We start from the raw sequence: 16,229 nt of genomic DNA on the forward strand, positions 1-16,229 counted from the left end.
GTGCGGGCGAGACTGCTGCGGTTAGCGGAGGTGAGCGACGACGAATGGGAGCGCTGGACGGCGCTGGCGGAGCGCGCCGCCGAACCCAACGCTGCGCTCGATCCCCGATTCCTCCGTCCCGACCGTGAAAGCAGCGGCGGCCACCTTCTCGTCGTGGCCGAGGAGGACGATGAATGGCTCGGCCTGGTGCGGGTGTTCTCGATTAACGTGTCCGCGACGCTCCCTATCGCGTCGTACGGCACCCTCGAACCCTCCGACCTTGGCCCGCCCTACCCCCTGCTGGATCGAGCTCACGCCGTCGAAGCTCTGACCGTGATCGCGCGGGGGGTCCGTCGACTCCTGCACAGCGGCTATCTCCCTTTGCAGGGTTATCCCGCCTTCGGGCCCTTAGCCGAGGCAATGCAGAGGCTCCAGCGACGACCGGCGCTCGGTGCGATCGTCGTCGCGACGAACAGCGCACCATGGGTGGATGTCCACCCAGGGCAACACGCGCCGGATGAACGGGTTTTCGTCGCTCAGACCGATCCCGACCATCGCAGTGTCAGCTCCCGCAAGGAACTCCGTCGTTCGGCGCGGCGACTGGCCGAAGCGGGCGGCGGTCCCCTATCGCTGCACGACGCGAGCGACGATCCGGCGGCGATCGACCGCTTCGTCGCGATGCAGGCGTCGGGATGGAAAGGAGATCGCGACAACGGCGGCTACGCCGTCGCGCTGGATCCCGAGCGCGAACGGGCGTTCCGGGGGAAAGCCGACGCGTTCCGCGCTTCCGGCGACCTCATCGTGCTGGAACTGCGAGCTGGGGCGCAGCTCGTCTACTCGCACGTCTACGTGGTGTCGGGAAATGTCGCGCTGGGTATTCTCGACGCCTATCAGCACGAGTACGGCCAATTCTCTGCGGGTAAGCTCGGACGCACCGCAGCAAGCGCCCATCTGCGGCATCTGCCGCGCCTCGACGCGGTGAACCCCGGCTATTACTACTACACCGACGATGAGGCGATGAAGGTGTTCCCCGATCGTCGGGAGTTCGCCGACATCGTCGTCGGGATCGGCGTCGTACCGTCCCTTGCCGTTCGGCTGCTTCCTCGAGCCGAGAAGTCGCCCTTACTGCGGAAGATGCTCATCGCGATGAGCAGGGCGGACCGATTCGCAATGCGGGCGCTCAACGGTCTGCAGCGGCGTCTGAAGCCGAAGACGTGACGCGATACCGGGCCGCCGCGGGTGCCAGAATGTGGCTCTGGGGCTACGCTCGTGAATCCGCACGCGCCGCACCGCCGACGAGGAGGATGAAATGACGACCGATGCGCTCATAACGCTGGTCGCATTGATGGTGGGATTGCTACTGCTCGTCGCGCTCGCGGGCGGGATGATCGTCGGCATCCTGCTGTGGCGACGCTGGCGGCGGGCCCATCCGCGTCCGCTACGCGAATCCAGGAAAACACCGGTGACGGATGCGACGGCGGCTGAGTCAAATCGGAGCGGCGGCGCGGGGCGCGGCGGCGGACGGCCGGCATCGGAACCGGTGCCGAGGGGCGACGCACCCGCCGACGACCCGCGAATCATCGCGCTGGGACTAGAAGCGCCGACCTCGACCGAAGCGGTGTTCCGCAACCTCGAGAAAATCAAGCCGCTGTTGCGCGCCGAGGCTGCTGAGAGCGACCGAATGGCTCGCACCACGCCACTGGCGGGCCGTGCTCTACGATCGGCGGGTCTCTTCCTGTGGTGCTTTCCCGCCGAGCGCGGCGGTCTCGATGCATCGCATGCCGACAGGCTCGAAGCAGCCTCGCAGGTCGCGCGCATCGACGCCGGGATGGCGTGGACGATGGTCATCCTCAGCAGCCACGGAGATTGCGTCGCATACCTCGACGACGAGGCATGCGCCTACCTGTATCCGACTGCCGACGTGCCGACCGTCTACTCGGCGGTCCCGTTCGCTCGCGCTATCGAGATCGCCGGCGACAAGTATCTCATCGAGCCCGCGCGCTGGCGGCTGGGCAGCGGTGGCTATCACGCGGAACGATGGATCGGCGGGGCCAAAGTGTGGGACGCCGCCGGCAATCCCGTCCTCGACGAAGAGACGGGCTGGCAGAAGGTCATCGGCGCCTGGCTGCCGGCGGACAAGGTGCGCCAGATCGATGACTGGGATCCGCTCGGAGTGCGTTCATCGGGAAGCTCGTCGTATGAACTGATCGAGGCCGTCGAGATCCCGCGGCATCATACCTACAACGACACTCGCGATCTGCGGCCATTCCGTTTCCCCTTCTTCGGTATCGCCATGGGTGTAGCTCAACATCTCATCGACCTCACCGTCGAGACCTTGAGCGGTCCGCGCACCGAGCCCGTGGACGCCTACGCCGCGAGCGTGCTCGGTGATGCACTGGCGTCTCTCGACATGCTCGTCCTGGGGCTTCGCGGGTATGCCTCATACATCGACGGAGCACGCGAAGCGCGCACGTCTCGCGCACTGACGGTGGACGAATCGAACTGGGTGCATAGCGCCGGCGTGCCGGTGCGCGACCTACTGCTGAAGATCCGGGGCATCAGCACTGATCTCAGCGGCACGCGCTACGTGCCGGCAGGGTCTGAGTTCGCGCGTGCGCTTCGCGACATCGACGTCATCCTGGCGCACGTGCTCTTCCGTCTCACCATCACTCCCGGCAAGCGAGAGCGGGTTCACGGCGTGCTCACCGGCTCAACCTCGTCCGGCGTGTGGGACTCCCCGTGGCCGCGTGTCGCTGCCGACGGGCCCGACTCCGCGGAGAACCGTTGATGATCATGCAAGAATACAAAGCGACTGGGGCGCGGGGGCGCGCGCAAGCGCGTCGCCGCGAACGGAGAGGGTGCTCGTGACCACCGACCAACTCCTCGCTCTGCTCGTGACTATGGTTTCGGCGCTGCTCTGCCTCGCGCTCATCGCGGGCGGTGGATTGTTCTATTTCTTGATCCGCCGACTTCGCGGTCGTCCCCGAGCCCGCCGAACGTCGGCACCGGTCACAGTGCCGCCCGCAGCACCCGCAACGCCACCACGCGCGTCGGCCGGACGGTCGAACACGGCCGACGAGCCCGTTCCGAAGGGTGACGTCGTGCGGGACGATCCGCGCATCATCGCGCTCGGCCTTGAGGCGCCCCTGTCGATCGCCGCGGTCTTCCGCAACCTGGACAAGATCAAGCCCCTCCTCAGGCAGGAGGTTCCCGAAAGCGACCGAATCGGCCGAACCACACCGCTCGCCGGCGGCGCTCTGCGGGCTACCGGCGTCTACCTTTGGACGTTCCCGGCCAATCGAGGGGGACTCGATGCGCCCTACGCCGACCGGCTCGAGGCGGTGTCACAGGTGGCGCGCATCGACGCCGGGATGGCATGGGTGGTGCACTGGTTGAGTTCTCACAGCGAACTCGCCGGTCGTCTCGATGAGGAGTCCTTCACCCAGCTGTATCCGAGCCTGGACCTCCCCACCGTCTTCTCGGCAACTCCGCCCGCGCGCGCCATCGAGACTGGCACCGATATGTACCGGATCGAGCAGGCGCGCTGGCGGCTCGGAAGCGGCGGCTACCATGCCGATCGATGGCTCGCGGGGGCAAACGTCTTCGACGCAGCGGGCGAGCCCGTGATCGACAAAGCGACCGGCGTACACAAGGCGATCGGCGTCTGGGTGCCTTCAGACAAGCTCCGTCAGATCGACGACTGGAATCCGCTCGGCCTGCGGTCATCGGGGAGCGCTTCCTACGAACTCACCGGACCCGTAGAAGTGCCGCGCGGCTGGAGTTTCGAGATCACGGGCGACACGGGTGCACACTTCTTCCCGTTCATGGGAGTGATGGTCGGGGCAGCGCAGCACCTCGTCGACCTGACCCTCCAGCTCGTCCGTTCGAAGCGCCAGGCAGGCGTGAACACCGGCTCCCACGATGTCACGGCCCTGGCCGATGCGATGAGTTCCCTCGACATGCTGGCCCTCGGCCTGCGCGGCTACGCCCAGTACATAGATCGAGTGCGTACGGAACGCGCGGGGGTGTTCACCAGCGAAGAGGCGGCGTGGATTCACACCGTCGGTATGCCTGTGCGCGAGACTCTCATGAGAGTGCGGGACATCACTTCCGACATCTACGGCACGGGATACGTCCCCGCAGACTCCGAGTTCGGCCGGGTCCTTCGCGACATCCAGGTCGGTCTCGCCCACGCATGGTTCCGCCGGTCCGATGCCCTCGACCTGAGGACTCGGCACATGTCGGTAGTTCTCGACAGCCCCCGCTTCGCCCCGATCTGGGATGCGGGATGGCCCGTGCAGCTTCCCACAGGCGTCCCCTCCCCATCGTGAGCCGGGGACCGGTCGATTCTTCGGCAATTGACGCGCCGCTCGTGAGCGTCGTCGTTGCAACGAATCGCGTGAGCCCCTTCCTGTCCGCGGCCCTCGGCTCGCTGGCCGTCCAGACACATCCGCGTGTAGAGACGATAGTCGTCGACGACGGTTCTCCAGATCCTTCCGCAATAGACGCGGCCGTCGCGAACGCGCTGCCGTCCGCGCGAATACTACGTCACGCTCCCGCCGGGGTATCGGCGGCGAGGAATGCGGGAGCCGCCGCCGCGAGCGGAGAGCTGCTCGTATTCTTCGACGACGACGACCTGTCCCACCCCGAACGACTCGCACGGCAGGCGGCTCAGCTGACGTCCGCGCCCGATGCCGTCGCGTGCTATTGCGGCATGCGCACCATCGATGCCGACGACAACGTGCTCATCGAGGCCGATCAGACCGCCGTGCGCGATCGATTCGACGTCGCGCGGCGGCGCACCGGGATCCTGCTGGGCAACCTAATGATCCGTCGCGCCGACTTCGAGGCGGTCGGCGGCTTCGACGTCGAACTGCGCCTCGCTGAAGACCTCGATCTCGTCCTGAGCCTCTCTGAGCGTGGCGATTTCGTGTTTTCGCCCGAGACGCTCTTCGACTATCGATTGCACGGAGCGAACACGACCTCTCGCCACCGAGAGCTCACCCACTCGATCCACCGCATCGTGCGCGCCCATCTCAGACGCGCACAAGCCGGCGGCGATGCACCACTCGTCTCTGCGCACCGCGAAAGCCTCCGCGCCAATGGCCGTTATGCATGGTGGGGAGCGCTCCGGCATGCACGCGCGGAGGCACGCGCGAGGCGCTGGGGATCAGCAGCCTCCGACGTGCTCTGGGCGCTGCGATTCGCGCCGCTCGCACCGGCCGACGCGATCCTTCAAAGACTGCGCGAGACGCGCGCATAGGTAGACCGGCTGCAGACAGGAACGGCCGGCGGATTCAGCGAGTCCGTCTCCTCAGTCCGCGGCGAAGAACTCCTCGGTCGCCGCTGTCCTTTCGTTCCGCCACCATTCGTAGGACTTGGCGATGTGGCCGAGGTCGAGGGCACGGTAGCCGGCGCGGTGGAGATCGTAGGCGAGTACGGTCGCGGTGGGGCCCAGTATCGCGATCATGAGGCATTCCTTCGGCGCCAGCGAAGCGCGGCGCAGGATGTCGTCGTACTCGTCGAACGCGTTCTGCCTCGGTGCCAGGATGTGATCCACTGAGGCTGCGTTGTCGAAGATGTCATGCGTGAAGCCGTCGAAGATGCCTTCGCCATGGATGAGGACGACCGGCGCGCCGTCCCAGATCTGCCGACACCTCTCGAAGTAGGCGCGACGGTCGAACCCCGGTCCAAACGTGCTGTGTCCCAGCGACACCTCCGTGGCCGCGTACCTCTTGCTGGTTCGCAGATACGGATTCAGAATCCGGCGCAGGTGGGGTGCCCAGCGCAGGAAATAGTCCCGCATGCCCTCGAGAAGTTCGGGGCTCAGTTCATAGGCGAAGCTCGGGATCGCGACCAGCAGATCGCTCTCGTCTGAGACGAGTACCTCTCGCAGTCGTCGGGTCAGCTCGACCCCGGGGGTCTGGAACATCTCGAACCAGCCATCCATCGTCGACAAATCCCCTGCGCCGAAGCGCGCGATCGACTTGCCTTCGATCAGAGCATCCAGGGTCTGGTCTACGGTCATGGTCACAGGCGCCTCGGCCATCTGGGTGCGGTAGATCAGAGTTTCGAGTGACGCGCGCTGCTCTGCTATGGCCGCGTCGATGATAGCCCTCACGCTGAACCGCTGACGCACCGCCGCAACGAACCGCTGTCGACGAGTGCTACCGGGGATGAGCTTCGCCAGCAGCAGAAGAATGTAGTACGTCACGGGCTTCCCCTCGCGTCTCCAGTAGTCGGCCAATAGAGTACGCACACCCGTCACCCGCGCGCCATCATCCCATGACAAGGACGGGCGGCCTGCCGCCACGAGCGACGGCGGAGCGCATGCTTCCGGTGACGCACGAACACCGTATCCGCCCGCGCACCACGAATGATTCAGCATCCGATCGACCAACCGAGCGAGACGCCGCGGTTCCGAGCCAGGGGCCGGGCTCAGCGCTCCCGACGGTAGACCGCCTCGTACGCCGCGACAACCGATGAGAGGGCGAATGCCTGCGACCGCTCACGGCTCACCTCCGCGAGTCTCGCGCGCTCGTCGTCCTCCGTCAGCACTCGAAGAAGCGCGCCACCGAGTGAATCGAGGTCACTGAGCACGCCTGCCCGACCCTCATCGGTGACATACCGCGCACCGACGTTGGGTGTCGCGACCACGGGCACGCCGCACGCCATCGCTTCGGCATACGGAATGCCGAACCCCTCGTACTCTGACGGGAGACAGAACACCCATGCCCGCTGATACGCCTCGACGAGCTCAGCATCCGTCAGCTCCCCGAGCACAGTGATGCCCGGCCCGGGGTCGTCCGGTGCGTCACGGCAGACCATCTCGAGCCGGGCGTCGGGGAGCGCGGGAAGGACATCGCGCTGGAACACCTGTGCGAGCGAGCTCCCGCGCTTGCGGTTGCCCCACGTGCCAACGAAGAGGACGGTGGGAGCGCCCCCCCGCCTCGCCGGGTCTGGCCGGAAACGCCCCGTGTCGACACCGTTCGGGATGACGCGCCGCACCCAGGGCATCCATCGTCTCGTCTGCGGCGAAACGGCGACGGTAGCGTCCGCGACGAGCGAAGCGAGCACCTCGGTCAGTCCGAGCAGGAGCATCCGCAGCTTCTCTTTGAACCCCGGGATGCGCAGGGCTTCCTCGAACCCGGTCCCGTGCATGGTGCGCACATGGGTGGGCACGCGGCGGCGCCACAACCAGTAGTCGTCGCCGTGGGCGTGGATCACGTCGTACGAAACGAAATCGACGCGCCGGAGCGCGCGCGCGAATCGAAAGGTCTGGAGATTCCCCGACAGCTTGATCTCACGATGGCCGTATAGCGCCCCATCGACCGGCGGACAAGCCGAGAACATGTCGACATGGTGCCCGTTCGCGACGAGGGCGTTCGCCAACTCGTGGGCTTGATAGCCAACGCCGATCTTGCTGCCGCTGGGCAGGTAATACGAGATCATCGCGATGCGCAAAGGAGCGCCCTCCGCCGCCACCGGCGCGCCTAGATGATGTCCGCGAACGCACGCTCCGCGCGTTGGAAGATGATCAGTCCCACGACGATGCTGACGAGCGCGGCGCCGATGAGACTCAACACCTGCCAGAGTTCCGGGGCGGACTGCCCGAGGAGCGACCAGCGATAGCCCTCCATCAGCCACGTGATCGGGTTGATATTGAAGAGCCAGAGGAGGTCAGGCGGCACGGCTTCGAGCGAATACGCGATGGGCGAGCCATACATGAGCACCTGGAAGACCCAGGGCAGGAAGTATGCGACGTCGCGGTACTTGACCATCCCCGCCGAAGCCGCGAGGCCGATTCCCATGGCGAGAACCGCTGTCAGCAGTACCCACAGCGGAAGCGCGAGGATCGGCCAACCGGGATTGATCTGGAAGGCGAACAGCAGCACGACGAAGAGACCGAAGGCTATGAGGAAGTCGAGCATGATCGAGATCAGCCCGGACAACGGCACGATCAGCCGGGGGAAGAACACCTTGGAAACGAGCGACTGGTTGGCGACGAGAGACGATGCCGCACCGTTTGCGATGTTACTGAAGAGGTTCCAGCCCAGCTGCCCGGCGAAGGCGAAGATGAAGTAGGGCACTCCGCCGCTGGGCAGTTGGGCGATACCGCCGAAGACGATCGTGAAGACACCGGCCGATACGAGGGGCTGCACGAAGACCCAGGCGACGCCCACCGCCGTCTGGCGGTAGCGGAGCAGGATATCCTTCTGGCCGAACCGGAAGGCGATCTCGCGCGCCGCCCAGAGCTCGCGCCAGTTCGGCATGTTGAACTTGCCCGGAGGCGTGACGATCGTGCGGTTCATCAACGGGCCTCGTACTCAAAGTCGGCGAGCACCATGCCGTGCGCAAGGGCGTCATCGGTGGTGAGCTCAGGATACGGACTGTGCTCGATCACCTCGATGACGTCGGCACCTTCCCATGCGTCGAAGACGCCCGACTGGCAGACGAACACGTCGACGGTGTACCGACCGGGCTTGAGCCACAGGTTCTTGATCCGGAGCACGCCCGACTGCTCGTCCGACGGATCGAACCACTGGCCGGTCAGGCGGGAATCGCACTGCACGACGACCGCACCGTTGACGTCGGTGATGTGCGCCGACACGAAGTACTTACCGACCACATCCACGTTGCGCCCGACGGTGAACTCGATGACCTTGTCGTCGTCAGGCTCTTGCGTCTGCTCGGTCACGGCGACGCGCGAAAGGCGTAGCTGTCCGGAACCTGGACGCTTGTGCGCATCCAACTGTTCGAGCTGGAACTTCTCGAACGTGTCGCGATAGTGCTTGATCGCCCCGTCCACGGTGCCGTAATACCCGAGCGTGCCCTTGTCGAGGAACATCGCCGAGGTGCAGAGCGCCGTCACGGTGTTCATCTGATGGCTCACGTAGAGCACTGTGCGACCGTCACGCGCGACGTCGCGCATCTTCGCGAGCGACTTGGCTTGGAATTCGGCGTCGCCCACGGCGAGAACCTCGTCGATGGCGAGAATCTCGGTGTCGAGGTGCGCCGCGACCGAGAAGGCGAGTCGCACGTACATGCCCGACGAGTAGCGCTTCACCGGTACGTCCAGGAACTTCTCAACCCCCGAGAAGTCGACGATCTCGTCGAACCGACGCTTGATCTCCTTGCGGCCCATGCCCAGCAGAGCGCCGTTCTGATAGATGTTCTCGCGTCCCGTCAGCTCCCCGGAGAAGCCGGTTCCGACCTCGAGCAGCGAGCCGACTCGTCCTCCGAGGTCGATGATGCCGCCGGTCGGCGCGGTGATCCGGGTGAGCAGCTTCAGCAGCGTGCTCTTGCCTGCTCCGTTGCGACCAACGATGCCGACGGCTTCGCCCCACGGGATCTCGAAAGACATGTCCCGCAGCGCCTCGAAGTCCTCGAAGTGCGTCCGCGTCAGCGGATGACGGATGCGGTTGATGACCGCGGTCGTGATGCGGTCGACATGTTCACCCGCCACCTGAATGCGGTACGACTTCGACAGGTCGGACACAGTGATCGCGCTGTCAACCATTCGGCTCTGATCCCCCAATAAGATGCCACCGCGGCCCCGGAGCAACCTGAGCGCACGCCGATCAACGATAGCATCGCACGAGGTGCATCGATTCCTCCGGGATCCGCGACGGGCACGTTTCCACGGCGAGGCATACGATGTGCGTGTGGCCGAGCGCGAGCGCGAGATCACACATCACACCGAGGAGAGTACGTGCGTCTGACGGGATACGTCCTCGCCGCCGACCCCTGGTGGATCGAGGAGAGCGTCCTGTCCTACTACGACGTCGTGGATCGCCTCGTCGTCTCGTACGACGAGAACGCCACATCGTGGTCAGGCGGACCCATCCCCGTCGAGGAGTGCTTGCGACGACTACGCCGTATCGATTCCGCAGGCAAGCTCGACTTCGTACCCGGGTCATTCGCCCGACCCGATATTCACGCGCTCGAGGCCGAGACACTTCAGCGATCCCAGGCGCTCCGACGGGCATCCGCTGACGCCGACTGGGTCATCCAGCTCGACAGCGACGAGGTCGTCGGGAATCTGGAGACCTTCGTCGCCTGCATAGAGGAGGCCGAGAGACATGGTGCCGGCGGCCTCGACTACCCGTCTCGCTACTTCATGGGTCGATCGAGCAGCGGCCGACTCCTCGAGACATCGACAAGGTGGTGGCGTCCCTACGCGCACTACCCGGCGCCGATGGCCGTCCGCGCAGGCAGCCGACTCGTCCATGCACGTCAGGCGGAGGTCGCGCTGTACCGAACGGACTTCCGTCCCGATTCGACAAGCCCCCTCCACGCCCGTGACGCCGTCGTGCATCGCGTGATCCCGGTCGAGGCCGGCATCCGGCACTATTCGCGGGTGCGCAGCCAGGACTACATGGAGCGCAAGTCCGCATGGTCGGCGCACGCCGACTACTACGCGCGCGAGCTGGCGCGATGGCGCACTCGACAGGATCACCCCATCGCCGCCGTCGTCGCGACGCCCTTCGCGAAACCCACCGAACGATTCCGATTGACTTCGCTTCCCCCACAGCAGCGCTACTGGCGGGGAGAGTTCGATTGAGCAGCGGCACGGTCATCGTGAACAACAGCCGCGAGACATACACGACATCGCACAGTGGCGCCATCGCGACCTGCATCCTGGAAGTCGTTCGCGTAGCCGGTGAGGATGCGCCAACCGTGATCTCGCGCAAAGGGCCCGGATCACCCATCACCGGCTACCCCCTCGTCTACGTGCCCTCGAAGAGCGGTCCGCACGGCCGCGTCCGAGAACAGATCCGACGCGCGCGCCGCCGCGTCGACGGTTGGGCCCGCCCGGACCAGCGCGAATACGCCCGCGATGTCCGTGCGGCGCTGCGCGTGCTCAACGCGCGGCAGATCATCGTGAACAACGATCCGGAGGTCGCGGTCGCCCTCGCCCGCGCGTTTCCCTCCGCACACGTCGTGCACTGGTTCCACAATCTGGAACTCGCAGGAGACCGATTCCGGCGGAGATTCGCCGCGAGCAACATCCGATCGGTGGCGGTCAGCCGGTATCTCGCACGCGCGGTCGAGGCAGCGTATGGGTTGACGCCGTTGAGCGTCTCGCACGTCTTGAACGGTGCTTCGTTCAGCGAAGCCGTTCCCTTGCCGACCGGTAATCTCACGACCATCGGCTTCGTGGGACGAGTGGCGGTCGAGAAGGGCGTCGATGTCCTGCTGGCCGCCTGTCTGGAAATCGCGGAGTCCCGCCGCGACTTCCGAGTCCAGCTTGTCGGGGACACCAACTGGGGTCGGTCGGACGGGGGCCCGTACAGCCGGCTGATCGACGCGCAGGCCGAGGAGCTGAAGCACGCGGGAATCGAGGTCGTTCGCCTGGGCCACCTCCCTCGCAAGAGCGTTCCCGGTGCGATCGCGGCGACGGACATCCACGTCGTCCCCTCGCGGTGGGATGAACCGTTCGGTTTGACCACTCTCGAAGGTCTGGCTCTCGGAAGAGCTGTCGTCGTCAGTGCAACCGGCGGCTCGCCGGAGCTCGTCATGGATGCCGGTGTGCTGTTCCCCCGCGAGGACCCGTCCGCGTTGGCGCGCGTGCTGAGTGCACTGCTGGACGACCCCCAGCGACGGGCGGATCTCGCGTCACGCGCGCGCGAGCGTGCGAACGAGCTTTCGTGGCAGCAGACGTGGGAGACGCTGAGGGGCGGACCGTGACGCCTATCGACATCACGTTCGTACTTCCGGAGGATGAGCGCTACTCCACGTCGGGCGGTGCGATCGCGACCGTCACCCGTGAACTGGTGATAGCTCTCGATCGGCAGCACACATCGACATCGGTGATCAGCCCACGCTCGCAATCACCAACTCCGTATTCGGATGGCCGAGTCGACTGGCTGGCCGGTACCGGCGACCTCCCGATCGCCCGACGGGCGTGGTACGCCGCGTGCGGACGTATCCGGCGAGCACACGGCGCGTGGCGACCACGGTATCTGCGAGAGGTCGCGCAGATCCTCACCGACACGAATCCCGACGCGGTCGTCGTAGCCAACGACCCTCAGTTCGCCGGGCTGTTGGCACGGCATCATCCGGGGCGCACCGTTGTGCTCTGGCTGCACAACTATCTCGTGGGTGCCCCGGCGAGGGCCCTGCGCGACCTGCCCGCGACGGTCCGGATCGTCGCGGTGAGCGATGCCGTGCGCCGGTGGACCGCCGAGCAGCAGGAGCTCGATCCCGCTCGCATCTCCGTGATCCACAACGGTGTCGACACCGCCCGTTTCCACCCGGGGCCGTCGGAGCGCGCGCCCGGTCCGATGCGCGTCGTCTGCCATGGGCGGATAGACCCCAACAAGGGCTTTCTGGTGGCGGCTGAGGCCGTGGCCGCGCTTCGCGCCGCCGGTCGCACGGACATCTCGCTGACCATCATCGGTGGTCGGCGCACGTTCGGCTACGACGAGAGCGCCGTGGATGACTACATGCGGGCGCTGGAGGACGCCGTGGGCCGCGCCGGCGGCACGTTCACCGGCTGGATGCCCGCACACGACGTTCCGGAGGCACTGCGCGCGTTCGACGTCGCCTGCGTCCTCCCCCTGGTTCCCGACCCGTTCCTCATGGCAGGGCTCGAGGCGATGGCTTCCGGGTGCGCTGTCGTCGCTGTTCCGCTCGGGGGTGTCGCCGAATGGGTCGGGGACGCGGCGATCATCGTCGAACCGGACGCGACGAGCGTCGCACGCGCGCTCGAGTCGCTGGCGACCGACCAGGACATGCTGGACGCCGCGAAAGAGGCCGCAACGGCGCAGGCCGCTCGTTTCACCTGGGATGTCGCGGCGGGCGCGCTGACGACTCTGCTGCGGCACGACCCGGGAACGATCGTCGAGCCGACATGAGGATCGCGTTGGCGACGAGCTCCTTCCTCCCCCGCGTGGGAGGCGTCGAGGAGCACGTCTCGTTCCTTGCTCACGAACTGAGGTCCAACGGCCACGCGGTCACCATCTGGGCCGTCGATCAAGGCGATGCCACCCCCGCGGACGACGACGGGACGCCGTTGCGCTATCTGCCCACTCCGCTGCCCAACCGTTCGTTGCGCGGGCTTCTGAGTTGGGCCGTGTCTGCTCCGCGGGCCTGGCGCGCCTGGCGAAGGGCTTACCGCCTGGACCGACCCGATGTCATCGTCATCCAGTGCTTCGGAGCGAACGGCCCCTACGCGACGCTTCTCGCGCGCCGCACGAACACGCCGCTGATCTACAGCAATCACGGCGAGACGTTCATGGACGCCCACGGGGCGTTCGACGCGTCGGCGTTGATGCGCCGATCGCTGAGGCGCACCCTCGCGCGCGCGGCGGCCGTCGTATCCTGCTCACGGTTCGCTGCCGCAGACCTCGCTCGTTTCGGCGCATCCGTGCCCCCGACCGTCGTCGGGAACGGCATCGACCTGGACCTGTCGAGCGAACCCGTGGACGCCCCGCTTCCCGCTCGCTACCTGGCGGGCGTGGGACGGCTCGTCGAGAACAAGGGATTCCATCACCTCGTCGGCGCCTATGCGGAGGCCCACACGGACCCCGCGCTTGCTGGTGTCGATCTCGTCATCGCCGGGGACGGCCCCGAGCGGGGGCCTCTGGAAACGCTCGCTGCCCGATTGGGGGTGGCGGAACGTGTGCACTTCGTCGGATCCCAACGGCGAGCGCAGATCCGGGCTCTCCTGGACGGCGCGGTCGCTCACGTCGTCCCCAGTCGCGTCGAGGCGTTCGGAATCGTCGTGCTCGAAGGCTGGAGGTCCGGCATACCGGTCATCGTGACGAAGCACGGAGGGCCACCGGAGTTCGTGACCGATGATGTAGACGGTCTCCTCTTCGAGCCCCGAGACATCACCGAACTTGCACGCCTGCTTATTCGCGTAGCATCCGAACCGGTCGTGCAGAGGCGGCTCGGGCGCGCCGGGCGCGCATCGGCACAACGATTCTCGTGGCGAGCGGTCTCGGATTCCTACGAGGATGTCCTGCGAGCCGTGACCGCCGAGGCACCCGCAGACCGATGGAGGAGACCCGAGTGAATCCCGAGCAGACAACGGTTTCCGTCGTCATCATCACGTATGCCCGCCCGGACTACATCGCGGAGTGCATCCGCCACCTCCGAGCTCTCGAAACGGCGCCGCACCAGATCATCGCAGTCGACGGCTCGCCGGACGCGCGTACGCGCGACCTGATCGCCTCGGATCACCCCGACGTCCTGTACCTGCGCAACGATCTCGGCAAGGGCACGATGTCGGAGTCCCGTCAGATCGGCCTCGCTGCGGCGACCGGCGACATCATCGCCTTCATCGACGACGACGCCTACGTCGCCGAGGATTGGATCGACCGTCTCGTCGCTGCGTACGCGGACCCTTCGGTCGCCGGCGTCGGGGGGAGGGCCGACAACGGCATCCCGGGTGAAGATGCGGTGGGATTGGCCTCGATCGGACGGCTTCTGCCGAATGGCGATATCACCGGCTACTTCGCCGCAAACCCCGGACGACGGATCGACGTCGACCATTTCCTGGGAGCGAATCAGACGTACCGTCGGGCCGTTCTGCTCGAACACGGCGGCATCCGCGGGAACTACCCCGGAACCTGCTTGCGCGAGGAGTCGGACACCTGCCTGCGGCTTCGTGCCGCGGGGCTACGACTCATCTTCGACCCTGCCGTTCTGGTCCGGCATGTCGCGGCTCCGTACCAGATCGGCGGTAAGCGCTTCGACCGCCGCTACCTCTACTATTCGCGTCGCAACCATGTCATGCTCCTGGCCCGTGTCTTCGGATGGCGAAGCGCGTACCTGCCACGGTACGGCCGGACCGCGCTCCGCCAGCAGCGGCACTACTACGCGCAAGTTGCCCGATTCATGCTGCGCGGCGTCGATGAGGACGGCGCGAGAGTCTCCCTGACGCGGCGGCTGACGGCACCCGTGATCCTCAGTCGCTCCGCAGTCGAACTGGCAGGCCTCGCGGCCGGGGTCTGGGCGGGATGGGACGGACGTCGCCGTGACCGTCGGGCCGGGGTGGGGACGCCCTAGTCTCCGCGGCCGAGCGCCTCCAGCCACACGCGTGCGACGACCGACCACGTCCGTTCGATCGAGAAGCGATCACGGATATCCCGGTGAGCTCCCCGAACCATGGAGGCAGAGTCACCGGGATGCTCGAGCATCCACGAGATCGCGACAGCGAGTGCTCCTGCGTCTCCGGGGCGCACGAGCAGCCCGAATGCACCCCGGCGGACTCCATCCGCGATGACGGTCGACTCCCGTCGTGGGTCGAGGATCTCGCCTACGCCGCCGCCGTCCGTCGCAACGACCGGGGTCCCCACCGCAAGCGCCTCGACGATCACCTGTCCGAACGGCTCGGGAACGGGCGAAGCATGCACGAGCAGGCCGAGCTGGCGGAACTCCGTCGCGGGTGAATCGGACCAGCCCGCTTGCTCGACGCGGTCGGAGATCTCGGAGTACGCGATCTGCCGGGTGAGCGCGGACGCGTACGGAGCGTCCTCGAAGAGCGCTGTCCCCACGATGCGGAACCGCAATCTCGGATACACACGCGCAACGCGCTCCGCAGCCTCGACGAACTGCTTCTGGCCCTTCGTCGCTCCGACGCGCCCGACGATCCCGACCGGTCCGCGGCCCGGCGAGCGTTTCGGACGCGCGAACACGGATGCCTCGAGCCCTGGGTACGCAACGGCGACACGACCGGCGGGCAGACGCCCCGCCGTGGCGGCCGTCGCGACGGAGTTCGCCACGATGCGACGCGGCCCGATCCGTGCGAGCAGCCGCAGCGCGATGGCGATCGGCGCGGCGAGATAGTCGAAGGCCAGGCGATCGTGGAGGTGCCACACCCAGCGTCGTCGACCCGCGACGACTCCCACGAGCACGGCGGCTTTGAGCGAGTTGGCAACGATGAGATCCGGTGCGATCTCTCGAATGGCGCGTCGCAGCCTCCGAGAGAGCGACAGCGTGCCAAAGAAGTTGCCGGCGGCTCCTCCGAGAGATGCGACCTGAGCGCGGGTCACACGAACGGCATCGCCCCCGTCCAGCACGCTGAGCGGGAAGCCCGCCGCGCGCACTTCGTTCGCGAAGCTTCCGTCGGCCATCGTCAGGACCCGGATCTCAAATCGGCCATCGGCTGCCGCGATCAAGCGCAGGAGGGCACGCTCGGCGCCGCCGAGCTCGCCCGTGTGGGACACGACGAGCACCGAAACCGGCTCGGTGTTGTGTTGCACGTCCGCGCCCCTCCCTCTGCCGACCCGTACTCCGAC

General features: G+C 66.6%; 14 protein-coding genes. 9 read left to right on the forward strand and 5 right to left on the reverse strand.

What is annotated here, in order from left to right:
- Positions 1 to 30: 30 nt before the first annotated feature.
- From CGU35_RS15480 to CGU35_RS18285, 4 genes are all read left to right on the forward strand, one after another.
- Positions 31 to 1,197: a GNAT family N-acetyltransferase gene (locus CGU35_RS15480; protein WP_100812366.1), complete on the forward strand. Its 1,167-nt coding sequence runs from the start codon at positions 31 to 33 to the stop codon at positions 1,195 to 1,197.
- 91 nt (positions 1,198 to 1,288) lie between these two features.
- Positions 1,289 to 2,767 carry a hypothetical protein gene (locus tag CGU35_RS15485; RefSeq protein WP_100812367.1) on the forward strand — a complete coding sequence of 493 codons (1,479 nt, stop codon included), beginning with the start codon at positions 1,289 to 1,291 and terminating at the stop codon, positions 2,765 to 2,767.
- A gap of 76 nt (positions 2,768 to 2,843) precedes the next feature.
- Entirely contained in the window at positions 2,844 to 4,310 is a 1,467-nt protein-coding gene (locus tag CGU35_RS18280) for a hypothetical protein (protein ID WP_157814020.1), read from the forward strand.
- Entirely contained in the window at positions 4,307 to 5,242 is a 936-nt protein-coding gene (locus CGU35_RS18285) for a glycosyltransferase family 2 protein (RefSeq protein ID WP_157814021.1), read from the forward strand. The genes CGU35_RS18280 and CGU35_RS18285 overlap by 4 nt, the downstream gene beginning before the upstream one ends.
- A gap of 51 nt (positions 5,243 to 5,293) precedes the next feature.
- Here CGU35_RS18285 and CGU35_RS15495 read toward each other — a convergent pair whose 3' ends face one another.
- The 4 genes from CGU35_RS15495 to CGU35_RS15510 all read right to left on the reverse strand — a co-directional run bounded on the left by CGU35_RS15495 (position 5,294) and on the right by CGU35_RS15510 (position 9,499).
- Positions 5,294 to 6,193, reverse strand: coding sequence for a GT-D fold domain-containing glycosyltransferase (locus CGU35_RS15495; protein ID WP_157814022.1), 900 nt, complete (start codon positions 6,191 to 6,193; stop codon positions 5,294 to 5,296).
- A gap of 224 nt (positions 6,194 to 6,417) precedes the next feature.
- Positions 6,418 to 7,464 (reverse strand): glycosyltransferase family 4 protein, encoded by a 1,047-nt coding sequence (locus CGU35_RS15500; RefSeq protein WP_103663411.1) that lies wholly within the window; start codon positions 7,462 to 7,464, stop codon positions 6,418 to 6,420.
- An 8-nt stretch (positions 7,465 to 7,472) separates the two neighbouring features.
- The gene (locus CGU35_RS15505; protein ID WP_036298092.1) at positions 7,473 to 8,291 is read right to left on the reverse strand and encodes an ABC transporter permease; all 819 of its coding nucleotides are present in this window, start codon (positions 8,289 to 8,291) and stop codon (positions 7,473 to 7,475) included.
- The gene (locus tag CGU35_RS15510; RefSeq protein WP_100812370.1) at positions 8,291 to 9,499 is read right to left on the reverse strand and encodes an ABC transporter ATP-binding protein; all 1,209 of its coding nucleotides are present in this window, start codon (positions 9,497 to 9,499) and stop codon (positions 8,291 to 8,293) included. Before CGU35_RS15510 ends, CGU35_RS15505 begins: the two co-directional genes overlap by 1 nt.
- Positions 9,500 to 9,691: 192 nt before the next feature.
- Between CGU35_RS15510 and CGU35_RS18290 the strand changes: the two genes are divergently transcribed.
- Genes CGU35_RS18290 through CGU35_RS15530 form a run of 5 tightly spaced genes read left to right on the forward strand, consistent with a single transcriptional unit; the run spans position 9,692 to position 14,997 of the window.
- Positions 9,692 to 10,543 carry a hypothetical protein gene (locus CGU35_RS18290; RefSeq protein WP_157814023.1) on the forward strand — a complete coding sequence of 284 codons (852 nt, stop codon included), beginning with the start codon at positions 9,692 to 9,694 and terminating at the stop codon, positions 10,541 to 10,543.
- Positions 10,540 to 11,670, forward strand: a complete 1,131-nt coding sequence (locus CGU35_RS15515) for a glycosyltransferase family 4 protein (RefSeq protein WP_157814024.1) — start codon at positions 10,540 to 10,542, stop codon at positions 11,668 to 11,670. Before CGU35_RS18290 ends, CGU35_RS15515 begins: the two co-directional genes overlap by 4 nt.
- Entirely contained in the window at positions 11,667 to 12,839 is a 1,173-nt protein-coding gene (locus tag CGU35_RS15520) for a glycosyltransferase family 4 protein (RefSeq protein WP_181003464.1), read from the forward strand. Before CGU35_RS15515 ends, CGU35_RS15520 begins: the two co-directional genes overlap by 4 nt.
- 8 nt (positions 12,840 to 12,847) lie before the next feature.
- Positions 12,848 to 14,002: a glycosyltransferase family 4 protein gene (locus CGU35_RS15525; protein WP_181003465.1), complete on the forward strand. Its 1,155-nt coding sequence runs from the start codon at positions 12,848 to 12,850 to the stop codon at positions 14,000 to 14,002.
- Entirely contained in the window at positions 13,999 to 14,997 is a 999-nt protein-coding gene (locus CGU35_RS15530) for a glycosyltransferase family 2 protein (RefSeq protein WP_157814025.1), read from the forward strand. Before CGU35_RS15525 ends, CGU35_RS15530 begins: the two co-directional genes overlap by 4 nt.
- Here the strand turns inward: CGU35_RS15530 and CGU35_RS18440 are convergent.
- Positions 14,994 to 16,193, reverse strand: coding sequence for a glycosyltransferase (locus CGU35_RS18440; RefSeq protein WP_181003466.1), 1,200 nt, complete (start codon positions 16,191 to 16,193; stop codon positions 14,994 to 14,996). The genes CGU35_RS15530 and CGU35_RS18440 overlap by 4 nt on opposite strands.
- Positions 16,194 to 16,229 lie beyond the last annotated feature (36 nt).

Source organism: Microbacterium sp. BR1 (genome assembly GCF_002812725.1).
In the GTDB taxonomy this organism is placed as follows: Bacteria; Actinomycetota; Actinomycetes; order Actinomycetales; family Microbacteriaceae; genus Microbacterium.

Excerpts from the sequence above, each read along its gene's own strand:
- CGU35_RS15485 (WP_100812367.1), top strand. The coding sequence starts at position 1,289 with ATGACGACCGATGCGCTCATAACGCTGGTCGCATTGATGGTGGGATTG.
- CGU35_RS15505 (WP_036298092.1), bottom strand. The coding sequence starts at position 8,291 with ATGAACCGCACGATCGTCACGCCTCCGGGCAAGTTCAACATGCCGAAC.
- CGU35_RS15510 (WP_100812370.1), bottom strand. The coding sequence starts at position 9,499 with ATGGTTGACAGCGCGATCACTGTGTCCGACCTGTCGAAGTCGTACCGC.